The 21,421-nt window shown below is 66.7% G+C and carries 15 protein-coding genes; 3 read left to right on the top strand and 12 right to left on the bottom strand.

Annotation, left to right across the window (positions count from 1 at the left end):
* Positions 1 to 3 precede the first annotated feature (3 nt).
* The 5 genes from EDF69_RS19030 to kduI all read right to left on the bottom strand — a co-directional run bounded on the left by EDF69_RS19030 (position 4) and on the right by kduI (position 7,565).
* Positions 4 to 3,021, bottom strand: a complete 3,018-nt coding sequence (locus EDF69_RS19030; RefSeq protein ID WP_239556298.1) for a TonB-dependent receptor — start codon at positions 3,019 to 3,021, stop codon at positions 4 to 6.
* Positions 3,022 to 3,245: 224 nt separating this feature from the next.
* On the bottom strand, positions 3,246 to 4,820 hold the full coding sequence (locus EDF69_RS19025; RefSeq protein WP_132883690.1) for a carboxylesterase/lipase family protein: 1,575 nt from the start codon (positions 4,818 to 4,820) through the stop codon (positions 3,246 to 3,248).
* Positions 4,807 to 5,820, bottom strand: a complete 1,014-nt coding sequence (locus EDF69_RS19020) for a PfkB family carbohydrate kinase (RefSeq protein WP_132883691.1) — start codon at positions 5,818 to 5,820, stop codon at positions 4,807 to 4,809. The genes EDF69_RS19025 and EDF69_RS19020 overlap by 14 nt, the downstream gene beginning before the upstream one ends.
* Positions 5,820 to 6,575, bottom strand: a complete 756-nt coding sequence (gene kduD / locus EDF69_RS19015; RefSeq protein ID WP_132883692.1) for a 2-dehydro-3-deoxy-D-gluconate 5-dehydrogenase KduD — start codon at positions 6,573 to 6,575, stop codon at positions 5,820 to 5,822. The genes EDF69_RS19020 and kduD overlap by 1 nt, the downstream gene beginning before the upstream one ends.
* Positions 6,576 to 6,722: 147 nt before the next feature.
* Complete coding sequence (kduI, locus tag EDF69_RS19010; RefSeq protein WP_132883693.1) at positions 6,723 to 7,565, bottom strand: 5-dehydro-4-deoxy-D-glucuronate isomerase; 843 nt, start codon at positions 7,563 to 7,565, stop codon at positions 6,723 to 6,725.
* 379 nt (positions 7,566 to 7,944) lie between these two features.
* Between kduI and EDF69_RS19005 the strand changes: the two genes are divergently transcribed.
* On the top strand, positions 7,945 to 8,496 hold the full coding sequence (locus EDF69_RS19005; protein WP_132883694.1) for a hypothetical protein: 552 nt from the start codon (positions 7,945 to 7,947) through the stop codon (positions 8,494 to 8,496).
* Between the two features lie 47 nt (positions 8,497 to 8,543).
* Here EDF69_RS19005 and EDF69_RS19000 read toward each other — a convergent pair whose 3' ends face one another.
* The 7 genes from EDF69_RS19000 to EDF69_RS18970 are packed head-to-tail and all read right to left on the bottom strand — an operon-like array spanning position 8,544 to position 17,180.
* Complete coding sequence (locus tag EDF69_RS19000; protein ID WP_425336701.1) at positions 8,544 to 9,692, bottom strand: MFS transporter; 1,149 nt, start codon at positions 9,690 to 9,692, stop codon at positions 8,544 to 8,546.
* 47 nt (positions 9,693 to 9,739) lie between these two features.
* Positions 9,740 to 11,056 carry an MFS transporter gene (locus EDF69_RS18995; RefSeq protein WP_132883696.1) on the bottom strand — a complete coding sequence of 439 codons (1,317 nt, stop codon included), beginning with the start codon at positions 11,054 to 11,056 and terminating at the stop codon, positions 9,740 to 9,742.
* A 47-nt stretch (positions 11,057 to 11,103) separates the two neighbouring features.
* Positions 11,104 to 12,261: a Gfo/Idh/MocA family protein gene (locus tag EDF69_RS18990; RefSeq protein WP_132883697.1), complete on the bottom strand. Its 1,158-nt coding sequence runs from the start codon at positions 12,259 to 12,261 to the stop codon at positions 11,104 to 11,106.
* Between the two features lie 49 nt (positions 12,262 to 12,310).
* Positions 12,311 to 13,591 carry a Gfo/Idh/MocA family protein gene (locus EDF69_RS18985; protein WP_132883698.1) on the bottom strand — a complete coding sequence of 427 codons (1,281 nt, stop codon included), beginning with the start codon at positions 13,589 to 13,591 and terminating at the stop codon, positions 12,311 to 12,313.
* Positions 13,588 to 14,433 (bottom strand): FAD:protein FMN transferase, encoded by an 846-nt coding sequence (locus EDF69_RS18980; protein ID WP_132883699.1) that lies wholly within the window; start codon positions 14,431 to 14,433, stop codon positions 13,588 to 13,590. The genes EDF69_RS18985 and EDF69_RS18980 overlap by 4 nt, the downstream gene beginning before the upstream one ends.
* 4 nt (positions 14,434 to 14,437) lie before the next feature.
* Positions 14,438 to 15,748, bottom strand: coding sequence for a Gfo/Idh/MocA family protein (locus EDF69_RS18975; protein ID WP_132883700.1), 1,311 nt, complete (start codon positions 15,746 to 15,748; stop codon positions 14,438 to 14,440).
* 16 nt (positions 15,749 to 15,764) lie between these two features.
* Positions 15,765 to 17,180 (bottom strand): 3-keto-disaccharide hydrolase, encoded by a 1,416-nt coding sequence (locus EDF69_RS18970; RefSeq protein ID WP_239556292.1) that lies wholly within the window; start codon positions 17,178 to 17,180, stop codon positions 15,765 to 15,767.
* 221 nt (positions 17,181 to 17,401) lie between these two features.
* Between EDF69_RS18970 and EDF69_RS18965 the strand changes: the two genes are divergently transcribed.
* The gene (locus EDF69_RS18965; RefSeq protein ID WP_132883701.1) at positions 17,402 to 18,145 is read left to right on the top strand and encodes a FadR/GntR family transcriptional regulator; all 744 of its coding nucleotides are present in this window, start codon (positions 17,402 to 17,404) and stop codon (positions 18,143 to 18,145) included.
* A gap of 312 nt (positions 18,146 to 18,457) precedes the next feature.
* Complete coding sequence (locus tag EDF69_RS18960; protein ID WP_165890033.1) at positions 18,458 to 21,409, top strand: TonB-dependent receptor; 2,952 nt, start codon at positions 18,458 to 18,460, stop codon at positions 21,407 to 21,409.
* Positions 21,410 to 21,421 lie beyond the last annotated feature (12 nt).

The following is a 21,421-nucleotide window of genomic DNA, read 5'->3' as shown; positions in this document are numbered from 1 at the left end:
GACCTACATCTTGAACCGGCCGCCGATCAGGAATGTCCGCCCGAAGTGGTTGGACTCGTAGTTGCGCTTTGCGTCGATATCGACCCACCGATCGCGATATTCGTCGGTCAGGTTGGTGCCTTCCAGCGACAGTTCGAAGCTCGGCGTGACCTTGTAGCGCAGCGATGCGTCGACGTTGACCGTCTCGTCATAGCCTTCGAACAGGTTGCCGGTCGCCGAGGCGCCGTCGATGTACGGGCTGCGATAGCTGACCGACGCGCGCGCGGAGAACTTCGCATCCTCATAGTAGAGCGTGCCGTTGTAGGCGCGCTTCGACAGGCCGTAGAGCGTCGCGTCCCGGGTGGTGTTGGGAAGCGCGCCGAGGGTGCCGCCGGGGATGGGTGCGCCGGTCGGGCTGACGCCAGGCTGGATCACCTCGGTCGCCGGACCACCCTGCGAGTAGCTGGCGCTGGAGTCGACGAAGGTGGCGTTGGCGAGGAAGCCGAAGTTCTTGAGGAAGCCCGGCAGGAAGGTGAAGCTCGCCTGGAGCGAGATTTCCATGCCCTTCAGCGACGCGCCTTCGCCGTTCACCGGGCCGCTGATCTGCCACAGCTGGCCTTCCGGCGCCTGGGCGGCCGGCGAGCTCGCCGGGATCACGCTGAGCGGCAGGCCCGTCGACGCGAAGGTGCCGCTGCGGGTGCCGGAGACCGGGAAGCTGGCGATGTTCTTCTTGAACAGCGCGACCGAGAACAGCGACTGGGGCGCGAAATAATATTCGGCCGACAGATCGAAGGAGGTGGCGCGGAACGGATCGAGCTGCGGATTGCCGAAGTTGACGCGGTAGTTGAAGCCGTCGACCGAGCCTCCGGGCGTCAGGCTGCCCAGCGAAGGCCGGGTGATGACCTTCGAAATGGCGCCGCGCAGGACGATGTCCTCATGCGGGAACAGCGCGACGTTGATCGCCGGCAGCCAGTCGTCATAGCTGCGCTCGACGGTCACTGGCGTGTTGGTGGTGACGCCGCCCGCAGTAGCCGAGGTCAGGCCGGTCGACTTCTGCGCGGTGTGTGCATAGCGCATGCCAGCGTTGGCCGCGTAGCGGAGGCCGAACAGGTCGCCTTCCATGTCGAACTGGACATAGCCGCCGGTCACTTCCTCGGAGACGCTGCGGGTGTCCCCGACCAGCACATTGGCGGTGCGATCATAGAGGCCGGTGTAGTTCGCCGCTGCATCGATGTTCGGGATCAGGAACTCGGTGGTGGTGCCGCCGGGCTGACCGGCCTTGCCCAGGTTGAACAGCTCGCCGAGGTTTCCTGCCGGGAAGCCGTACACCGCCGTCGGGCCGATGTTGCTGTTGGGCGTGCAGGTGATGGTGCCGAGCACCACGTCGGTGCCGCCGGCATTCGGACAGACCACCGCATCGCGCGAGAAGCCCTGGGTATCGAACGAGAAGCGGCGGTACATCGCCCCCGACTTGATCTTCAGCCCCTCCGTCACGTCCCACTCGGTGCGCAGCTGGACGGTGCGGAAGTCGTTGACCGTCTTGGACGGGCGGTCACGGATTTCCGAGAGCTGGAAGTTGGCCGGATCGGTGACGCTGGTGCCGAAGCTGATCACCGGGCGCTTCATGTTGGTATAGTCGTAGCTGAAGCCCTGCGCGTCGCGATCGTCGAACACGAAGGTGGTCTCGACCGGGATGGTGGCGTTGGATTTGGAATAGCCGCCCATCAGCGTAAACCGGAACGTGTCGCTGACATCCTGATCCCAGCTGCCGCCGATCTGGTAGAATTCGGTCTGCGACTCGCGAAGATAATGCTCGGTGCGCACCCAGGCGTCGTCGATCGTTGCGGAAATCAGGTTGTTGTTGTCGTCGATCGTATAGTCGCGGACGTTCATCTGGCGCTCGTTGGAGCGCAGCAGCACTTCGCCCCACTTCTCCTCGCGAGTTTCCTTGAAGCGCGAATAGAGCGCGTCGATCGAGACCTTGGTTGCGTCGGTCGGCGCCCACTGGACGCTGCCGGTCAGGCCCAGGCGCTCTCGATCATGACGGACCGAGCCGTAGCGCGGGATGCGCGGGTGGAAGGCGAGCGCGACCTGGTCGCAGACGCCGCCCGGGGTGCCGACATAGGTGCCGCCCCGGTTCGGCTGCGAGAAGCAGGGGGTGCCGTCGACCGAATCGAACACGCCCTGGGCCCAACGCACGGTGTTGTTGCCGAGTTCGAAATTGTTGGTGCTCTGGTACGCACCCGAGATCGCGACGCCGAAGGTACCGGCGTCGTTCTTGTACGAGAGCAGGCCGGCGAGACGCGGGCCCCAGTTCTCCGAAAGATCGTTGTACGACGCCTGCCCCGAGGCCACGAAGGTGACGCCGGTCTTGCCGGCCAGCGGGTTGCCCGTGTTGAGATCGACCACGGCGCCGAGCGACCCTTCGTCGAGCGACGCCTCCGCGGTCTTGTGGACGACGATCGAGTTGAAGAGCTCCGACGCGAACACGTTGAAGTCGAAGGCGCGGTCACGGTTGGAACTGGCGCCGTCGGTGGAGGTGGCGACCGTCTCGAGCCCATTGACGCGGACGCGAGTGAACTGGGCGCCGAGACCGCGCACGGTGATCGCGCGGCCTTCGCCGGCATCGCGCTGGATCGAGATGCCGGGGATGCGCTGCAGCGACTCGGCGAGGTTCTGGTCGGGGAACTTGGCGATGTCTTCCGCCACGATCGCATCGACCGAGGAGACGGTGTTGCGTTTCAGCGCGATCGCGGCGCCTAGCGACTGGCGAAAGCCGGTGACGACGATGTCGCCTCCCGTGTCTGCTTCGGGCGATGCGACCTGGGCAGCGGGGTCGGGCGTGGCCTGATCGACCGGCACGATCGCGGTCTGGGCTGGCGACGGATCCTGCTGCGCCGGGGTGCCGGGTGCGACCGTCTCCGGGACCTCGGCGGCTTGGGCGAGGGCCGCCTGCGGAAGCAGCAGTGCGGCGGACATCGCGCCGAGCGAAACGCCGGCCAGGCGCAACGATCCGCGGCACGTACGACGGGACATAGTCATGCGAAATCTCTCCCCTCACGGCCGACGTCTGGCATCGGCAACGATTCCTGACACGCTGTATCACGCACGGCTCGGTAGGGCGGGCGACAGGCCCGCGTCCGACATCCTCTCGATCCGACGCTTGTCTGGCGCGTCGTTCAACCGGCCTGTTCTGGTCTAGTAACCGGTGTCATAGACATGCGGCCGATCGGAACCGGTGTCAACCGTCTGCCACATGGTGGATTTCAGGTGCCCGGCTGGATGTAGGGAACGCGGGCGAACAGCTCCCGCTGCCAGCGGCGGGGGTCGTTCTCCACGCGCGAGTGGGTGTCGAAAACCATCGTACTGCGCGTCGCCAGATCGTAGCGCGGCCAGTGGGGCAACCCGGCATGGTTCGGGTCACCCGTCTTTGTGAAGGCGACGAAGCTCTCCTGGATGGCTGCCGAGGCGGTGCGCGCATCCGCGGCGGTGCCGGTCTGCGCCCCTTGGGCATCGAGCGTGCCGAACGCGAGCGGGATATCCATGGTGTGAAAGGCGCCCCGCCTGGGATCGGTGCGCGAGCCGAAGTCGAGCTGATAGACCCAGCCCGGGACGCCGGCACGCGCGCGTTCCTCCGCCTCGATCACCTGGCCGCGCCAGCTGCGCCCGCAGGTGGTGGCGTCGTAGAAGACCTGGGTGGGCGTCCAGTCCGGGAAACGCCCACGATATTGCGCGACGACCCATTCGGGCAGAATGTCGATGCGCAGCTCGGGTGCGATGCGATCGGCGACATTGTCCCAGGTGAGCCCCTGCACCTTGGGACTGTCCGGGCTGAGGAAGGCGCGGGTCTCGTCATGCGTGTTGCCGAGCAGCATCGGGATGGCGAGGCCCTGCGGATGGGCGCCGGGCCAGAAGGGGTGGCGGGTCAGCCACCTCATGTCGAGCACCGGGCCGAAATAGACGCCGCCGCCCAGAATTGGGTCGGTCGCGTCGAGGGCGTCCACGAGCCGTTCGGTAGGCATCGCCAGCAGCGGCTCAAGATTGGTTTCCGTCACGCCGAGCCGCTGCAGATAGGCGCGGGTGCGGGCAGTGGCGTTCAGCGGCCCAGAGGCGGTGACCTGCTGTCCGCTCATGGTTGCGGCGCGGTGGAACAGGCCCTTGGCCGCCGGCATCGCCATCATCGTGGCGATCTTGGCGCCGCCGCCGGACTGGCCGAATACCATCACGCAGTTCGGATCGCCCCCAAAGGCGGCGATGTTGTCGCGCACCCATTGCAGGGCGAGGATCAGGTCGAGCTGGCCGAGGTTGCCGCTGTCGGCGAAGCGCGGGTCGAGGCGCGCCAGGTAGAGATAGCCGAAGGCGTTGAGGCGGTGATTGACGGTCACCACCACCACGTCGCCGCGTGCGGCGAGATGATGGCCATGCGTCTGCGGATCGGTGACGCTGCCGTTCGAATAGGCGCCGCCGTGGATGTAGAGCATCACCGGCTTCTTGGCGGCGGCGCGCGGCTCTGCGGTCCAGATGTTGAGGAACAGGCAATCCTCGGACCGGGGCTCGCCACTTTCGGCCTTTTGCGGGCAGATCGGCCCGAAGCGCTGGGCGAGAACTCGGGTCCCGGGCTGGGCGACCGGCACGGCGGCGCGGAAGCGTTCGGCCCGGCCGTAGCGGATGCCGCGAAAGACGTGGACACCGCCCTCGCGGGTGCCGACGAAGTCGCCGGCGGGCGCGCGCACGGTGCCGGCCGGGGCGGCCTTTGCCGCGTTCACGGCCCACAGGGCCGCGCCGCTTGCCGCCACGCCGGTGAGGGCGCCGCGGCGGGTCCAGCCGTCAGCGGCGGACATCAAGCCCGCCTTGGAGATACGCGTCGAGATCGGCCTGGCGGAAGATGCTCGCGTCGCCCGGTAGCGAATGCTTCAGGGCGGTGAGAGCGAGGCCGGTGTGCGCGGCGGTGTCGAGATCGTCGCCGCGGCGCAGCGCGTGGAGCACGCCTGCCGCAAAGGCGTCGCCGCCGCCGATGCGGTCGACGATGCCGGCGAGCTCCATCTCCTCCGTCTGCGCGGCCCGATCGCGCGCGTCGATGCGCGCGGAGAGCCGGTGGAGGTCGACATGCTCGACATGGCGGGCGGTCGACGCGATCATCTGGAGCTTGGGGAAGGCGGCGAACGCGGCTTCGGCGGCCTCGCGCCGGCGCTCCTCGGCATTGCTCGAGAATGTGCGGTCGAGCAGCAGCGCGATGTCGAGGTGGTTGCCGAACATCAGGTCGGCATGGGAAACCAGCTCGGTGAGGATGGTGCGCGGATCGGAGTCCCAGCGCTCCCAGAGCTTGACGCGATAATTGCCGTCGAACGAGATGGCGATGCCACGCGCGGCCGCTGCGCGGACGGCGGCAAGCGCGCTCTCGGCGGGCACGGGGCCGAGCGCCGGGGTGATGCCCGACAGGTGGAGCCGGTCGACGCCGTCGAGCAGCGTGTCCCAATCCCAGGCTTCGGCTGGTGCCTCGGCAAAGGCCGAATGGGCGCGGTCGTAGATGACTTCGGTCGCGCGCATGCCCGCGCCTGAGGTGACGAAATACAGCCCCATGCGCTCGCCGCCGAGCTGGATGCCGCGCGTGTCCACGCCATACCCGCGCAGGGTGCTGATCGCGGCGCGGCCGAGATCGTTGTCGGGAAGGCGGCTCGCAAAGGCCACGTCGTGGCCGAGGCGGGCGAGCGCGGTCGCGACATTGGCCTCGGCGCCTGCGACCCACAGGTCGAGCTTGGGCGTCTGGAGCAGCAGTTCCCGTCCCGGCGGGGACATGCGGTACATGATTTCGCCAAAGGCGAGCAGGCGCTGCGTCGTCATCAGCGAGCCAGCCATCCGCCGTCGACGGCGAGGATGTGGCCCTGGACGTAGTCGGCGGCTCGGCTCGCGAGGAACACGGCGGCGCCGCCGAGATCGGAAGGATCGCCCCAACGTCCCGCAGGGATGCGATCGAGGATCGACTTGTTGCGGGCTTCGTCCGCCTGGAGTGCGGCGGTGTTGTTGGTCGCGATGTAGCCCGGTGCGATCGCGTTCACGTTGATGCCCTTGGCCGCCCATTCGTTGGCGAGCAGCTTGGTGAGGCCACCGATGCCCGACTTGGATGCGGTATAGCTCGGCACGCGAATGCCGCCCTGGAAGGTCAGCATCGAGGCGATGTTGATGACCTTGCCGCCGCCATTGGCGATCATGTGGCGGCCGGCCGCCTGGCAGAGGAAGAACACCGACTTGAGGTTGGTGTCGATCACCGCGTCCCAATCCTCCTCGGTGAAGTCGACCGCGTCGGCGCGGCGGATGATGCCGGCATTGTTGACGAGGATATGGAGGCCGCCGAGCTTTGCCACCGTCTCCTCGATCACGCGCCCGAGCGGCTCGATCGTGGAAAGATCCGCCGAGACGATCTCTGCCCTGCGGCCGAGCGCGCGCGCCTTGGCGACGGTGTCCTCGGCCGGGGTGCGGCCGACCGCAGCGATATCGGCGCCGGCTTCTGCAAGCGCGAGGGCGATCGCCTGGCCGATACCGGTGTTGGCGCCGGTGACGACCGCCACCTTGCCGGAAAGATCGAAGAAATTCGTCATTTGCAACTCCTCCCCTCCCTGGAAGGGAGGGGTCGGGGGTGGGTGCGCGTCGCGAAGCGGCGCGCTCTTGGCTGGCGGAGAGAGCCGAGCCTGGCGGCTCGGAACCCACCCCCAGCCCCTCCCTTCCAGGGAGGGGAGCATAGGAAGTTACGCCAGCTGGCAGATGTCCAGCACGTTCATGTCGGTATAGTCCTGGTTCTCGCCCGCCATCGCCCAGATGAAGGCATAGGCCTTGGTGCCCGCGCCCATGTGGATCGACCAGGGCGGCGAGATCACGACTTCTTCGTTGGCGGCGACGATGTGGCGCATCGCTTCGCCCTCACCCATGAAGTGCATGACGCGATCGGTGTCGGGATTGTCGAGTTCGAAGTAGCAATAGATCTCGCTGCGGCGCTCATGGATGTGCGGGGGCATGGTGTTCCACACGCTGCCAGGCTTGAGCACCGTCAGGCCCATCACCAGCTGCGCGCTGTCGCACACGCCGGGGATGACGAGCTGATAGATGGTGCGCTCGTTGGATTCCTCCAGGCTGCCGCGCTCCAGCGCCTTCGCGTCGGCGATGCCGAGCTTGCGGGTCTGGAATTCCTTGTGGGCGGGGCAGGACGCCAGATAATAGCGTGCGCCCTGACCGGCGAACACGACCTCCTTTGCCCCCATCGTGACGTAGAGGCAGTCCTTGTTGCCGAGCGTGAAGGTCTCGCCGTCGACGGTGACGATGCCTTCGGTCTTGCCGATGTTGACGATCGCGAGCTCGCGGCGCTCCAGGAAGGGATGGCCGGCGGCAGACGCGGGCTCCGTCTGAGCCGGCAGCTTCACGGGCTCGGCGCCTGGGGCGACCCCGCCGATCACGAAGCGGTCGGCATGGGTATAGTTGAGCACGCACTCACCCTCGCGGAACAGCCCCTGGATGAGATAGCGGTCGCGCAGTTCCTCGTTGGAGACGCACTCCATCATGTCGGGGTGGGTGGCGTAATAGGTGCGTTCGAACATGGTGGCTCCTCTTGGAACGTCAGGCGGCGCGGTGCGCAGCGGAAAGGCGGGCGAACGAGGGGGCGCCGAGCGCGTGGAGACAGCGGTACGCTTCGGACGGGCGTGCTGCAACGGGCGCGCGCGTGCCGGCCACCCCGGCGGACCGGATCCGACGATCACAAGCTTGGGCGGTTGATTGCGGCACCGGCCTCTCCCCTGCCTCTTGATGGGCATGCGCTTTGGTAAGCGGTGTCAGAAGGGGATGCAAGGTGCGTGAACGACGGCATGCTGACTGCCGTTCGTGGCACTTCACCCGGGTAAAGTGCCATTCGTGGTCAAAACATGGGTGGGGCCGCGCGGGGGATTCACATCGGAGCTGCTGTGTGCTTGGAATGTTCCCATGTTCCAGCCCGATCTCTTCACGGTCCCCGTGGCTCAAGAGCCGGCAGCGCCGGTGCCCGCCCGGTCCATGGACCTGCCTGCCGTCCTCGAACGCCTGTCCACCTTGTGCGAGCGCCCGCGCTACAGCTTCATGGTGCTGAACCTGATCGCCCAGGCGAGCGCGCAGACGGGTTCGGCCGGTCCCTTCGTGCGGGAAGGCAATCGTCGCGTGCCGGTGCGCGATTGGCTGTGCGACGCGCTGATGCCGGTGGCCCAGCGGGATCCGCGGCGGCGCGCGATCGCCGGCAGGGTACGTGCGGAGCTGCAGGCCAAGCGCGCCTTGCCCGCCGACCCGGCAGAGGCGGAGGCCGTGATCGAGAGCCAGGTGCGCAAGCGCGTACGTCAGTCGGGCCGTACCAACGTCAGTCGGGCGGTGTCGGAGCTCGTGCGCGCTGGGCTCGTCCGGCGACATTACGAGGGCTATCGCGTCGACCACCACAACCGCGGTGCACAGCGGCAGGCAGTGTATACGGTGACGGAGGAGGCCCGGCGCGCGCTCCGGCAGGGCTGAGGAGGCGCAGAGGTTCGCCGGTCGAGGGCGGCCTCGCCGCGGGCGTGTCACCACGTCACCCGCTCTGCTTCGTGCCTCCGCCCGGCAGTTTGAAGGCCTATGGTGACCCACAGGCCGACGAGCGCGCAAAAGGCCGCTGCGGCGAAGGGAAGGGCGTAGTTCGAGCGTGCGGCGATCGCGCCCGCGAGCGGACCTGCTGCACACAGCGCGGCATCGATGAACAATGCAAAGGTGCCGATCGCCGTTCCGCGACTTTGCGGCGGCACCTGTTCGATCACGATGACGCCCAGCGCGGGGAAGATCATCGCAAAGCCGAGCCCTGTGATCGCGGCACCGGCAACGGCCATCTGGGGGCTGGCGGACAGGTACAGAAGCGCCAGGCCCGCCGCTTCGACCGCGAGGAAGCGGGACGCGCTCCGCAGCCCGCTGCGGCTTTCGAGCCGTGCGGCAAAAAGCATCCGGGAGGCGACAAAACCGCCGCCAAAGGCGGAAAGGGCCATCCAGCCATCCGGCCATCCGGCCGCCGCAAAGAAGAGGGTGACGAATGCGGTCACCACTCCGAACCCGATCGTCGCCAGGGCGAGCACTGCCCCGAAGGGAAACACGCGCGCGAAAACGCTCCGTATTGGCATGCGAACCGCCTCTCGGGCGCGCATCGACGGCTGGACCAGCGCGAGTGCGCAGCCGGCGATGCCGATCGACGTCAGGGCCGCACCGAGCAGCACCAGACCGCCGCGTTCGCTGAGGACTACGCCCAGCGGGGCACCTGCCGCGATCGCTCCATAGGTGGCGATGCCGTTCCAGGAGATCATCCGCGCGGCCTGTGGCGCACCGATGCGGGCGATCCCCCATAGCATCGCGCTGGTGCTGACCAGGCTTTCGCCTGCTCCCAGCAGAAGCCGGCCGGCCAGCATCACGGCCAGTGCCGCGGCGGGTGAGGGGAACTGCAGGGCTACCACGGTGGCGATGCCCGCGCCTGCGCAGCACAGGAACCCCAGCACGACACCTCGGCGGGGACCTGAGCGATCGATCATCGGCCCCACCAGCAGGCGGCTGGCCACCGTCGCCAGATATTGGGCCGAGACAAGGAGCCCCCCGACCACCGGGCCGAACCCCAGATCCAGCGCCCAGCCCGGCAGCACTGCGAGGGGAAGCCCGACCGCCAGATAGGCAAGGGCGGTATAGCCGGCGCACAGGAGCATTCCCGGTCCGCGACATTCGCCGGTCACATCCCCGCCCCGGCTCACACCACAGCCGGACCGGGCCCGGTTTCCGCGCCGGCTTCGGCTTCGCCGATCCGCGGCAGGAGGAGATGGAGGATCAGGAGCGCGATCAGGTAGGCGCTGCTCGCCCAGACGAACACCGGCCAATAGGATCCGAAGGACTCCAGCGCGTGGCCCACATATTGGGCCATGATCATGCCGCCGATCGCCCCCGCAGCACCGCCGATCCCCATGACGGATGCGACAGAGCCGCGCGGCACCGTGTCCGACACCACGGCGTAGAGGTTGGAGGACCATCCCTGATGCGCCGCCGCGGCGAGACCCAGGATCGCGACGGCGCTCCAAAGATGGGAAGCGCCGGTGGCGAAGAGGATCGGGATTACGCACAGCGCACAGCCCAGCAGCGCGAGCTTACGCGCGGCGTTGACGCCGAACCCCCGCTTCATCAGTGCGGACGACAGCCAGCCGCCGCCGACACTGCCCGCGTCGGCCAGCAGATAGATTGCGATCAGCGGGGGGCCGAACGTCTTCAGATCGAGCTGATATTGCTTCGACAGAAAGTCCGGCAGCCAGAACAGGAACAGATACCAGACCGGATCGGTCAGGAACTTGGCGATGGCGAAGGCCCAGGTCGGACGCTGCCCGAAGAGGCGGCGCCAAGGCACGCGGGCCTGCGGCTCTGTGGCGGCGTCGGCTTCGATGTAGGCGAGCTCGGATGCGCTCACCCGAGGGTGCGCGGCAGGCTGGCGATAGTAGCGGAGCCACGCGACGAGCCACAGAAAGCCGATGAGCCCGGTCACCACAAAGGCTGCCTCCCAGCCGAAGTGGATGGTCAGCAGCGGCACGACGATCGGCGTGGCGATCGCGCCGACATTGGCACCCGCATTGAGGATGCCTGCCGCGAGCGCGCGCTCGTGTCGCGGAAACCACTCGGCGACCGTCTTGATCGCCGCAGGGAAGTTCGCGGCCTCGCCTAGGCCAAGGAGGAACCGCGCGCCGGAAAAGCCGAGCGGCGTGCGCACCAGGGCGTGCAGCATCGCTGCCAGGCTCCAGAGCCCGATCGCGCCCGCATAGCCGAGCCGCGTGCCAATACGGTCGATCACCGGCCCGCACGCAAGCAGCCCAAGTCCGTAGGCAGCCTGGAACCAGAACACGATGTTGCCGTAGTCGACCTCGCTCCAGCCGAGCTCAACCTCCAGGGTGGGCTTCAGGATGCCGATGATCTGGCGATCCACATAGTTGATGGTGGTCGCCAGGAACAGCAGCGCGCAGATGATCCAGCGGACGTTGGTGGCAGGACGGGCAAGCGCGGGGGCGGGAGCTTTTTGCAACACCATCTTCTGCCTTCTTCCTGTAGTGCCGGCGAAGCCGCGGGACCGGGTGCTCAGGCGCTGGTGGCGCGGGTTGCCTTTGCCTGTGCGGTCAGCACCAGCTCGGCTGCCAGCAGCGCGCCTTCCTGGTCCTGCGCGACGGACGTGCGCTCGACGATGTCGGTGATGAACTGCGGGCCAAAGGGAAGCGGCACCTTGGAGCAGTCGAGATAGCGCGTGCCCTTGCGGTCGGCCAGGAACAGGTGGTTGCCGCCGGGCCGCCCCTCGATGTCCACGTATTTGCGCAGCTCGATATAGCCTTCGGTGCCCAGGATGAAGAGACGCCCGTCGCCCCAGGTCGGCAGGCCGTCGGGCGTGAACCAGTCGACACGGACATAACCGGTGCCGCCGTCGCCGTGCAGCATCATGTCGCCGAAGTCCTGGAACTGCGGGTATTCGGGATGGGCGAAGTTGCCGACTTGCGACGCGATCACCTCGGCGCGCCTGGTGCCGGTCAGATAGACGAACTGGTCTGCCTGGTGGCTGCCGATATCGGTCAGGATGCCGCCGTTACGCTCCGTGTCCCAGAACCATTTCGGGCGGTTCGGTGCGCCCAGCCGATGCGGCGCCAGGTTCACGGTCTGGAGGACGCGACCAATGGCGCCGTCATGCACCAGCTGTCCGGCCTGTACGGCAGCGGGCACCTCCAGCCGTTCGGAATACATGATCCCGAACTTCTTGCCCGTTTCCTTGATCGCGGCGCGCACTTGGGCGAGTTGCTCCAGCGTGACGACCGCGGCCTTGTCGCCGAGGAAGTCCTTGCCGGCGCGCATCGCCTTGATGCCGAGCGGCGCGCGCAGGGCCGGGACCGCGGCGCTGCAGACCAGCTTGATCCGCCGGTCCTCGATGATCTCGTCTTCCGAACGGGCGAGCTGCGCACCGGGGTAGCGCTTCCGGAAGGTCGCGACCTGTTCCGGCACGGCCGAGTAGAAGCTGGTCAGCACCCCGCCGCCGCGGATCATCGCGTCGGTGATGGCGTAGATGTGGCCATGATCCATGCCGATGACGCCGAATGGCACGCGATACTTGGCCTTCGGCGCCGGGCGCGCGGGCGCCCCCTCCGTCGGGGCATCGCCGCGGGCGGCGGACTGTGCGAGCGCATCGGCAGCAAGGCCGGAAAGGCCGGCGGCAGCAGCCAGGCCGAGGAGGGTGCGGCGGTCTGTGTGGGTCACGGCGAGTCCTTGGGCAGAGGGGAAGTCTGGCAACAGAGGGTCGGCAGGATCAGACGTCAACCAGGCCGGTCGGCCAGGGCATGGCCTCGCCACGGTCCATCGCCTGTTCGCCGAGCAGCGAGGCGACGCTTGCCTGATAGGCCTGTGCAAGCAGCCCGGGCAGCGGCTTGCCGGAACGGACCGCCTCGCCGAAGCCCTCGAACTGGAGCATGGTCTCGTCATATTCGCCCCAGCCCAGGGACTCGCCCGGCGTGGTGACGGGCAGCTCCGGGAACCAGGTGGCCCCTCCGATCGGCACGGTTCGCTTGTGTCCGCGTGCCACGTCCTGGCGCATGCGCTGGAGCGCGAGCACCTTCGGCGGCACCTCGGCATAGATGCGGCCGAGTTCGGGCTCGATCGTGCCCTTGCTTCCCTGGATCTGCTCCTCGCAGCCGTAGCGCGCATTGTTCAGCAACGAGGTGTAGATGAACTTCCGCCCGCCGCTGTATTCATAGATCAGCGCGACATGGTCATAGACCTCCCGCCCGTCCTTCCAGAAGCAGATGCTGCCGGATCCGATGACGCGGGTCGGCACCCCGTCCAGGAACCAGTTGCCGACCTGTAGCTGGTGCGTGGCGAGCTCCGTCATCAGCCCCGCGGAGCTGTCGCGATACAGCCGCCAGTTGACGTGGCGGTCGTCGGCTCCGGCGGGGACCGGCCGGCGCCAACTGTTGTTGCGGTGCCAGCTGGCGCGGATCTGGGTGACCGTGCCGATCTCGCCCGCCTTCACACGCTTCAAGGCATTCAGGTAGGTGGGGTGGAACATGCGCTGATGGCCGATCTGCAGCACCTTGCCCGCCGCCTTGGACCTGCTGACCATCGCTCCGCAGTCCGCGATCGTCCGGGCCATCGCCTTCTCGCACCAGACGTGCAGCCCGGCATCGAAGCCATCAATGGTGTGGCGCGCATGCAGGTCGAGCGGCGTGGCGATCACCAGTGCGTCCAGCCCACCTGCATCGAGCATGGCCCGATGATCGGTGAAGGCTGGCACGCTCGCGCCAGCGATCTCGCGGCCCTTGGCTAAATTGGGAGCATAGACGTCGCACACCGCGGCAACAGTGCAGTTGCGGGTCTTTGCAATGTTGCGCATCAGCGCGCGGCCGCGATCGCCGGTGCCGATCACGCCGAGCCGGACGCGATCGCCCGCGCCGGCTAAAGCTGGCACGCCGGAGGCGGCGTTCGCAGCAGAGACGGCCCAGGGTGCGGCACCTGCGACTCCCGCGGCGGCGGTGGCCGCCAGCACGCGATCCAGGAACGACCGACGCGTGAAATCAAAGCTTTGGTCGGTCATGCAGCGAAGGTCCTTGTGCGCTGTGGTAAATCGATCGAGCTGAGGTCGAAGCGGAAGCGAGAGCTCGACCGCCCGTGAAGAAGGCGTTCCGCCGCATCCTTATCGGCAGCGACCAGCGCGGTGCTCATGATCTCGGCGCGGGTGCCGTTGGACTCCACCGCCACCGCACAAAGCGGCGCACCAACGGGGACGCGGGTATGCGGCCGGATGATCGCGGCGCGTTCCGGCGCTCGTGTTCCGGCGCCCACGGTCGCCGAGATTGAAAGCGCTTTGTCGGCAAGCTCCAGCGCCAGCAGCTCGACCTCCGGATCCTCCGGATGCGGGATCGCGAACGGCCAGCCTCCGCCCAGCGGGTGCTCGCCCAGCACCGCAATCGAGCTCTCACCCAAGGTAAGCAGCGCGGAGCTTACCCCGGCGTCGCGGAGCACCCTCGTCGCGCGGTCGAGCGCGATCCCCTTGCCCAATCCGCCGAAGTCGAGCGCCAGAGGCCTGTCCGCCCTGACCCGGCGCGAAAGCGGGTCGAAAGCGACCATGGTCCATGTCGTGCCCGTGCGGACGTCTGCTGCGATGTCGAACAAGCCCGCCGTCTCGGCATGGCCGTCCGCCGCGGCCTCCAAGGCATCGAACAGCAGCGCGTCGTCGACGGGGGCGGAGCGGCCCGACAGCAGCGCTTCGTTCAGGGCCGTGGCGGGCGAGGGGCGGTGGATCGTGAGCGCGTCATCTACCGCCTCGATCGCGCGCCGGGCGGCGGCGAGCGCGTCATCCCCGCCGCCGTCGAAGCGATGAAGCTCGACGCGCGTTCCCATCGCCGCGAAGCGCACGACGCCGGGCTCGATTGTCACCGGCTCAGGCCTTCAGTTCCCATCCCGGCTCATAGTCGACCGCCCACAGCTTCATCGCCTCGGCGTTCGAGGGGCGGCCCGTCGCTCCCTCCACGGTCAGCGCCCGGTTGGTGCGATAGGCCATGTTGCCGAGGTGACAGATGGTGGTGCTGATGTGCGCCTCTTCGATGGGCGAGTTCAGCGACGCTGCCTTGCCGCGGATCACGTCCACGAGATTGCCCGCGTGGTAGACGTCCAGCACGCCTTCGCCCACGGTGCCGGTCGTCTCTGATGTCGCCGCGGCGCTAACGGCGCGGGTCTGCTTGCCTTCGCGATCGTAGATCTCGAACCCGTTCCGGTCGACCACGGCCGATCCCTTGGTACCGAGCAGCAGCACGCCGCGACCGCGGCCGAAGCGCGGCATCGCATTTCCGCTTTGCCCGTCCCAGCGGATCATGCGGTCGCCCTCATAGGCGAGGTCGAGCGCCATCGCATCGTACATTTCCCAGTCATCGTTGGTGAAGAACTGGCGCGATCCGCGCGCAGCCACCTCCTTGGGATAGGCGAGGCCCATCAGCCAGCGCGCGACGTCGATCTCGTGCATGGCGTTGTTGCAGATCTCTCCCGTTCCGTACTGCCACACCCAGTGCCAGTTGTAGGGAACGAGATTGGACCGGTACGCCGCGCGCGGCCGCGGACCTTGCCACAGGTCCCAATCGAGGTTGGCAGGGGGCGGCACTGGCCGGCCGCGCCCGATCGGCTTGCGCGCGATGCCGTACCATGCTTGCGCCTCATAGACATGGCCGAGTTCGCCGGCCTTGATCCGCTCTGCGAGCTGCCGCGTCTCGGGACTGGAACGCTGCTGGTTCCCGATCTGCAGCTTGCGTCCGGTACGCTTCTGGACCGCGATCATCGCCTCGCCCTCTGCGGGAGCGATGCCCACCGGCTTCTCGCAATAGACGTGGTGACCTGCGTCCATGGCGTCGGTGGCGATCTTCACGTGCGAGAAGTCGGGGGTTGCGACGGTGACCACGTCGACGACCTTGCGGTCGAGCAGGCGTCGGTAATCTCGCTCCGTCTTCACCGGGAAACCGCGCTCGGCAGAGGCCGCGGCGCGTTTCGCCAGCACGGCGCTGTCGCAATCGACGAGGTAGGTGACGGCAACATTGGGCAGTTTGGAAAACGCGCTCATGTGCGCCTGTCCGCGGCCGTTCACGCCCACGACGGCGACATGGACGCGGTCGTTCGCTCCCTTGATCCGCCCATAGCTGCGCGCCGACATCGCCACGCCCACCGTGGCTCCGGCACCCTTGATCATCGTTCGACGGTCGAGCATCGTTCTTCCCCCCGATCTAGAATTGACGGATCTTGATCGAGCGGAAATCCACCCGGTCGCCGTGGTCCTGCAAAAGGATCGGGCTCTCGGCCCAGGTGCCGAAGCCTTGCTGGCCGGCGAACTTGCTCTGCGCGACCGCTTGGCGGAACTTCGGCGATCCGCGTTCGAACTCGACCATCTTGAAGCCGTTCAGCCAGTGCTCGACATGGTTGCCGCGCACGACGATCACCGCGCGGTTCCACTCGCCCGGCGGGTTGATCCGCTTCCCCGGGTTCGGTGGGTCGAGGAGATTCTGCGGTGCGATCAGGTCATAGAGGGCGGCGAGGGTGCGATTACCGTCTCGGCCCATCTTGGCATCGGGATGCCGTGCATCGTCCAGAAGCTGATATTCGAGGCCGACCGAACCGGTGCCAGGCGCCACCCGATATTTGATGCCGCTGTTCGCGCCGGGGGTGAGCCGATAGTCGACGGACAACTCGAAGTCGCGGTACTGGGTCGCAGTAGCGAGGTCGCCGCCACCTCCGGTGACCGAAAGGGCTCCGTCGGCGATCGTCCAGCCTTTCGCCGGAAAGCCGTCGCCCTTGATGCTGCGCCAGCCCTTGGTGCTGCGGCCGTCCCACAGCAGCGACCAGCCCGCCTTGCGCTCGCCCGGGCTCAGCTGATTGGCGAGCCATCCTTGCTGTTCCAGCGCGTTCTCGGGAAGCGCATAGCGTGCGGGCGCCTGCGTGATCACGCGGATGTTGCGGAAGCGCACTTCCGGCCCTTTCAGTGCCTGCTCCTCGGGGATCGCGTGCACCTGGAAGGCGATGAAGCCGCGTGCGTCCGTGTCGTCGACGATGTCGGCCGCGGGAACGCCATTGACCCAGGTCCGCAGACGGTTGCCGATCGCCTCGATCCGGTAGTGGTTCCAGTCGCCGGAGCGGAAGGTCCTGCGGGCGGGATCGTTGCGCCCGAGGCTGTAGAGCCACAGGCGGCGCTGTTCATCGTACAGACCGCCGCTCCATGCCCGCGCCGACGGATCGATCTCTGCCTGATAGCCGTGCACGACGCCGTTGCGGTAATCGGGCCGGCTCTGGCCGCGCACCATCACCCCCGAATTGAGCAGCGGATCGGTCTTGGCGTCGAACTCCATGATATAGTCGCCATAGGTGGCGTCGGAGACGAGCCAGCTGTTCGCCTTGCCCGGCGCGGCCCCGCCGATCAGTTCGCCCCCGACCACCGTGTAGCGCGCATTCCCGCCCGTGCTGTGCCAGCCCCTCAGGCTGGCGTCGGGCGTGATGTCGCGCCACGGCTCGGCAGTCTCGGCGCGGAGGGAGGCGAGGGGTGGCGCGACGCCGACCAGCATCGCTGTCGTCCAGACGGTTGCTGCCAGCACCGCCTTGCCCACCGCGCGACGCGACTTGCTGCTGGACGCGATTGCGCTTCCGCTCATTTCGCCATCATCCTCATCCCCGGACGCGCGTCGGTCGCTGCCACGCGCTTTATGCTCCATGCGTAAAAGGCGGTCCGGCCACATGCAAGAGGCTGTCAGACATTTTAAGGGAGTGCTTGTACCGTCAGAGCGTCCAAGGGGTTGACGCAGCGCGACTTCATGCGGGAAGGCCGACGCGGAAGCGGTGTCGGATCGCGCGCAGTTAGAGATCGGGAATAAACATGTCAGGCAACAATGGCGGCAAGCTGTATCGGAAGATCGTGCAGGCCATCATCGCGGACATCGGAGCTGGCGTCTTCCCCATCGGATCGCGCCTTCCTGCCGAGCGGGACCTCACGGAACGCTTCGGGGTGAGTCGGCCGACCATTCGCGAGGCGATGATCGCGCTGGAGATGCAGGGCCTGGTCGAAGCGCGAAAGGGGTCGGGCGTGTTTGTCCTCGCCTCGACGACCGACGAGGCAGGCGAGGAATATGACATCGGCGCGTTTGAGATCATCGAGGCGCGCCGCCTTGTAGAGGGGGAAGTCGCGGCGGTGGCGGCAACGGAGATCGACGACGCCCAGCTGGCGCAGCTGCGCGCGCTTGTCGCTGAGATGGCGCAGGAGGACGTGGCCGCGGCTGAGGACGCAGACCGCCGCTTCCACATCGGCATCGCCGAGGCGACGGGCAACGCCGTCATCATCTCCGCGGTGACCGACTTTTGGGACCTGCGCTTCCGGTCGCCGCTCGCGCGCGAGGTGCTGCGCAAGGCTGGCAGCCTGGGCACGAAGGAGCGTCTCGAGGAGCACGGTCGCATCCTGCGCGCGCTGGAAGCGCGCAATCCGGCCGAGGCGAGACTCGCCATGCGTGATCATCTGACGCGCGTGATCGACCACCTGCTCCATCTCAACGAAGCCGAGGCGGTCGAACGCGTCCGTGCCGAGACCGCGCAACGCCGACGCGCCTTTGCACGTCGCGCCGTCTGATCAAGGTCTATGGTTTCGCTAACATTGGTCAGTTGAACCCTACATTCTAGTAAGAGAACTACTGCCGCGAACTGCCCGACCACTTCGCCTCTATTGTCATACAGGTTGTGCAGTGTTACCCGACAGCAGGATTGATGCCGGTAATCGGCACATCACTGCCAAGGACGTCCATCAAGGGCGCCGGGTATAACAGGGAGAGGCGGCGTGAGGCTCAACAGCGGCAACAAGAATCGTTTGCTCCTTTCAACCAGTGTTCTCATTCCGCTACTCACGGCCGCGATCCAGGCGCAGGCCCAAACCGCTGCCGCGGGAGTGACGAGCGATGTGGGCGTGCCCGAGGCGGGGCAGGCGGACCAAGCGGCGGCTTCCACACAAGCCCCACAGGAGCCAACCGACGGCGCTCCGCAAACCGACATCGTCGTCACGGGATTCCGCGCGTCGCTCAACAGCGCCCTCAACGCGAAGCGCAACGAGACCGCGGCAATCGACAGCATCGTTGCCGAGGACATCGGCAAGTTCCCGGACTCGAACCTGGCCGAGTCCATGCAGCGCATCCCGGGCGTCGCGCTATCGCGAGGCGACGGCGGCGAGGGACGCAACATCTCCGTCCGCGGTCTCGGTGCGCAATTCACCCGTGTGCGCATCAACGGCATGGAAGGCGTCTCGCAGGTCAGCGGAAGCGACATTCGTGGCGGCGTCGCGAGCGGGCGCTCATTCGACTTCGTGACTTTCCCGACCGAGATCTTCTCTGCTCTCTCCGTGCGAAAGACGCTGTCTGCCGATGTGGAGGAGGGGTCGCTGGGTGCGACGGTCGACCTGCGTGCGCCGAAGCCGTTCGATCAGCGCGGTGACGACCTGGTCCTGACGGGCACCGCCCGCGGCATCTACAACGACATCCGCAAGAAGGTGGATCCGCGCCTCTCCGCGCTGGTCTCAAAGAAGTTCGGCGACACGTTCGGCGTGCTTGGAAGCATCGCCTATTCGAAGCGGCACATCGACGAATACGCCTATTCGGCGGTCGATGTCGTCCCGACGACCGTCTATGGCCTGGCCCAGCCGGCCGGCACGGCCAACGCAGGCATGATCTTCCCGTTCTGCACGCCGGTAGGCTATGTCTATAACGGCGTTCCGACGACCAGCCCGGTGCCCGGCTATACGCAGCCGAACGGCACGCCGATCGGCGCCGACGCCAACAACTGCAGCACCAACAATCCGCGCACCGGCACGGCGGCTGCGTACGACTACATCATGAGCCGTACGGGGGTGAACGGCAAACCAGGCGGCGGCGTGTACCTGCCGCGCCTGCCGCGCCCCGTGAAGAGCAGCCAGAACCAGGAGCGCCTGGCAGGGTCGCTCACCCTGCAGTGGAAGCCGACCGACGACACCGACTTCTCGCTGGACGGGCTCTATTCCCGATTCAAGGTCCATCGGCTCGACACCATGTTCGACGCGCGTTCCTTCGGTCGCGCCATTTCGAACAACGGCCAACCGCTCACCTCCGTGCGCGACATCGAAGTCGACGAGAATGGCTCACTGGTCCACGGCCTCTTCGACGGCGTCGATCTTCGCTCGGAAATGCAGGACGAGCGCTTCACCTCCACCTACAAGCAGGTGAACTTCAACTTCGACCATCGCTTTTCGGACACCTTCCGGCTTTTCGGCTTGGCGGGGATCAACCAGTCGGTGCTCGACGTGGACCGCCTGCAGGTGGCGATCGACTCCAACGATACGCGCGACTTCTCGATCGACTTCCGCGACAATCCGGACATTCCCAAGATCACCTATGGGATCGACACGACGAACGCCGCGCTGTTTCAGTATGGCCCACCGCTCCCCACCGGCGACCAGCGCGGCCAATTGTCGAACTTCATCCGGCGCAACAAGATCACGAGCAAGACCTTCGAGCTGAACGGTGAGTGGGAGGCTGCGTCGCAGTTCACCGTGCAGGTTGGCGGGCAATATCGTACCAACAGCTACACCGCGCGGGAACGGCAACTCGCCACCAACACACCGCTCGAACTGCCGACTGGCGTATCCCTCTCAAGCCTCACCTTCGTGACGAGCGGGGTGGGCAAGAACCTCGACGGGCAACTGCAGGATTTCGTTTCGATCGATCCGGACAAGTTCCGCTCGGCGGTCGGTCTGGACGACTATGTCTACTGCAATCTGGAATGCGCCAAGGGAACCTATGGTGGCGTGAAGGAGACCTACGGCTCGGGCTATTTGATGTTCAAGTTCGACACGGAGAACATCCTGCCGTTCACCCTGCGGGGCGATGCCGGTGTCCGCTATGTCCACACCGGGCTGAACACCTATGGTCCGATCACCACCGCGTCGCCCCCCGGTTCGACCTACCCATCGATGTACGTGATTTCCGAGGTTAGCCGCTCCTACGAGGATTGGTTGCCGTCGATCAACCTGGCCCTGAACATCACGCCGGACCTGATCGCGCGCGTGTCGGCAGCGCGGGTGATGTCGCGCCCCTCCTATGGCCAGTTGATCCCCGCCGGTTCCGCCAATCTGGTGATCCAGACGGCCTCCTTCAGCAACCCGTTCCTGGACCCCATCCGGGCCAACACCTTCGACGGCTCGCTCGAATGGTATTTCGCTCCGGGATCGCTGATTTCGGTCGCCTATTTCTACAAGAACATCGAAACCTATATCCAGACGACGAGCACCCAGGTTCCCTTCGAGGACATCGGCCTGCCGCTGAGCTTGCTGTCGGGAACGCAGCTGCGGCCGACCGACCTGTTCACCGTCCAGCGCAGCAACAACACCCCCGGCGGTCCGCTGCGCGGCTGGGAAGTGAACGTACAGCTGCCGTTCCGCTTCCTGCCGGGGGCGCTCAGCAACTTCGGGGCGCTGGCGAACTTCACGCGGGTGCGCTCGAACATCGACTACATCATCTCGCCGACCCTCACGCGCACGGCTCCGCTCGTCGGTCTCTCACCGGAAACCGCCAGCGGCACGCTGTACTATGAGGACGAGAAGTTCAGCATCCGCTCTACCGTGAACTATCGGTCGTCGTTCCTCACGGCGGTGCCGAGCGGTTCGGTCGATGCGGACTCGACGTCCAACGCCAGCTCGATCTTCGTGGACGCTTCGGCTTCCTACAACATCAGCGAAAACCTCAAGCTGATCGCGGAAGTCTCGAACATCACCAACGAGACCAACCGGCTGACGGTCGACACCACGCGCCAGGACCCGCTGTACACGGCCTATTTCGGCCGCACCTATGCGCTAGCCGTCAACTTCCAGTTCTGAGCGTTGCACCGT

Source organism: Sphingomonas sp. JUb134, from assembly GCF_004341505.2.
Classification (GTDB): domain Bacteria; phylum Pseudomonadota; class Alphaproteobacteria; order Sphingomonadales; family Sphingomonadaceae; genus Sphingomonas.
The sequence above is the reverse complement of the archived record's forward strand: the minus strand, read 5'-3'. Positions and strand labels throughout refer to the sequence as shown.

What these genes read in the sequence shown, in the direction of transcription:
- EDF69_RS19030 (WP_239556298.1), bottom strand. Translation starts at nt 3,021, where the DNA reads ATGACTATGTCCCGTCGTACGTGCCGCGGATCGTTGCGCCTGGCCGGC.
- EDF69_RS19025 (WP_132883690.1), bottom strand. Translation starts at nt 4,820, where the DNA reads ATGTCCGCCGCTGACGGCTGGACCCGCCGCGGCGCCCTCACCGGCGTG.
- EDF69_RS19020 (WP_132883691.1), bottom strand. Translation starts at nt 5,820, where the DNA reads ATGACGACGCAGCGCCTGCTCGCCTTTGGCGAAATCATGTACCGCATG.
- kduD (WP_132883692.1), bottom strand. Translation starts at nt 6,575, where the DNA reads ATGACGAATTTCTTCGATCTTTCCGGCAAGGTGGCGGTCGTCACCGGC.
- kduI (WP_132883693.1), bottom strand. Translation starts at nt 7,565, where the DNA reads ATGTTCGAACGCACCTATTACGCCACCCACCCCGACATGATGGAGTGC.
- EDF69_RS19005 (WP_132883694.1), top strand. Translation starts at nt 7,945, where the DNA reads ATGTTCCAGCCCGATCTCTTCACGGTCCCCGTGGCTCAAGAGCCGGCA.
- EDF69_RS18995 (WP_132883696.1), bottom strand. Translation starts at nt 11,056, where the DNA reads ATGGTGTTGCAAAAAGCTCCCGCCCCCGCGCTTGCCCGTCCTGCCACC.
- EDF69_RS18985 (WP_132883698.1), bottom strand. Translation starts at nt 13,591, where the DNA reads ATGACCGACCAAAGCTTTGATTTCACGCGTCGGTCGTTCCTGGATCGC.
- EDF69_RS18975 (WP_132883700.1), bottom strand. Translation starts at nt 15,748, where the DNA reads ATGCTCGACCGTCGAACGATGATCAAGGGTGCCGGAGCCACGGTGGGC.
- EDF69_RS18970 (WP_239556292.1), bottom strand. Translation starts at nt 17,180, where the DNA reads ATGAGCGGAAGCGCAATCGCGTCCAGCAGCAAGTCGCGTCGCGCGGTG.
- EDF69_RS18965 (WP_132883701.1), top strand. Translation starts at nt 17,402, where the DNA reads ATGTCAGGCAACAATGGCGGCAAGCTGTATCGGAAGATCGTGCAGGCC.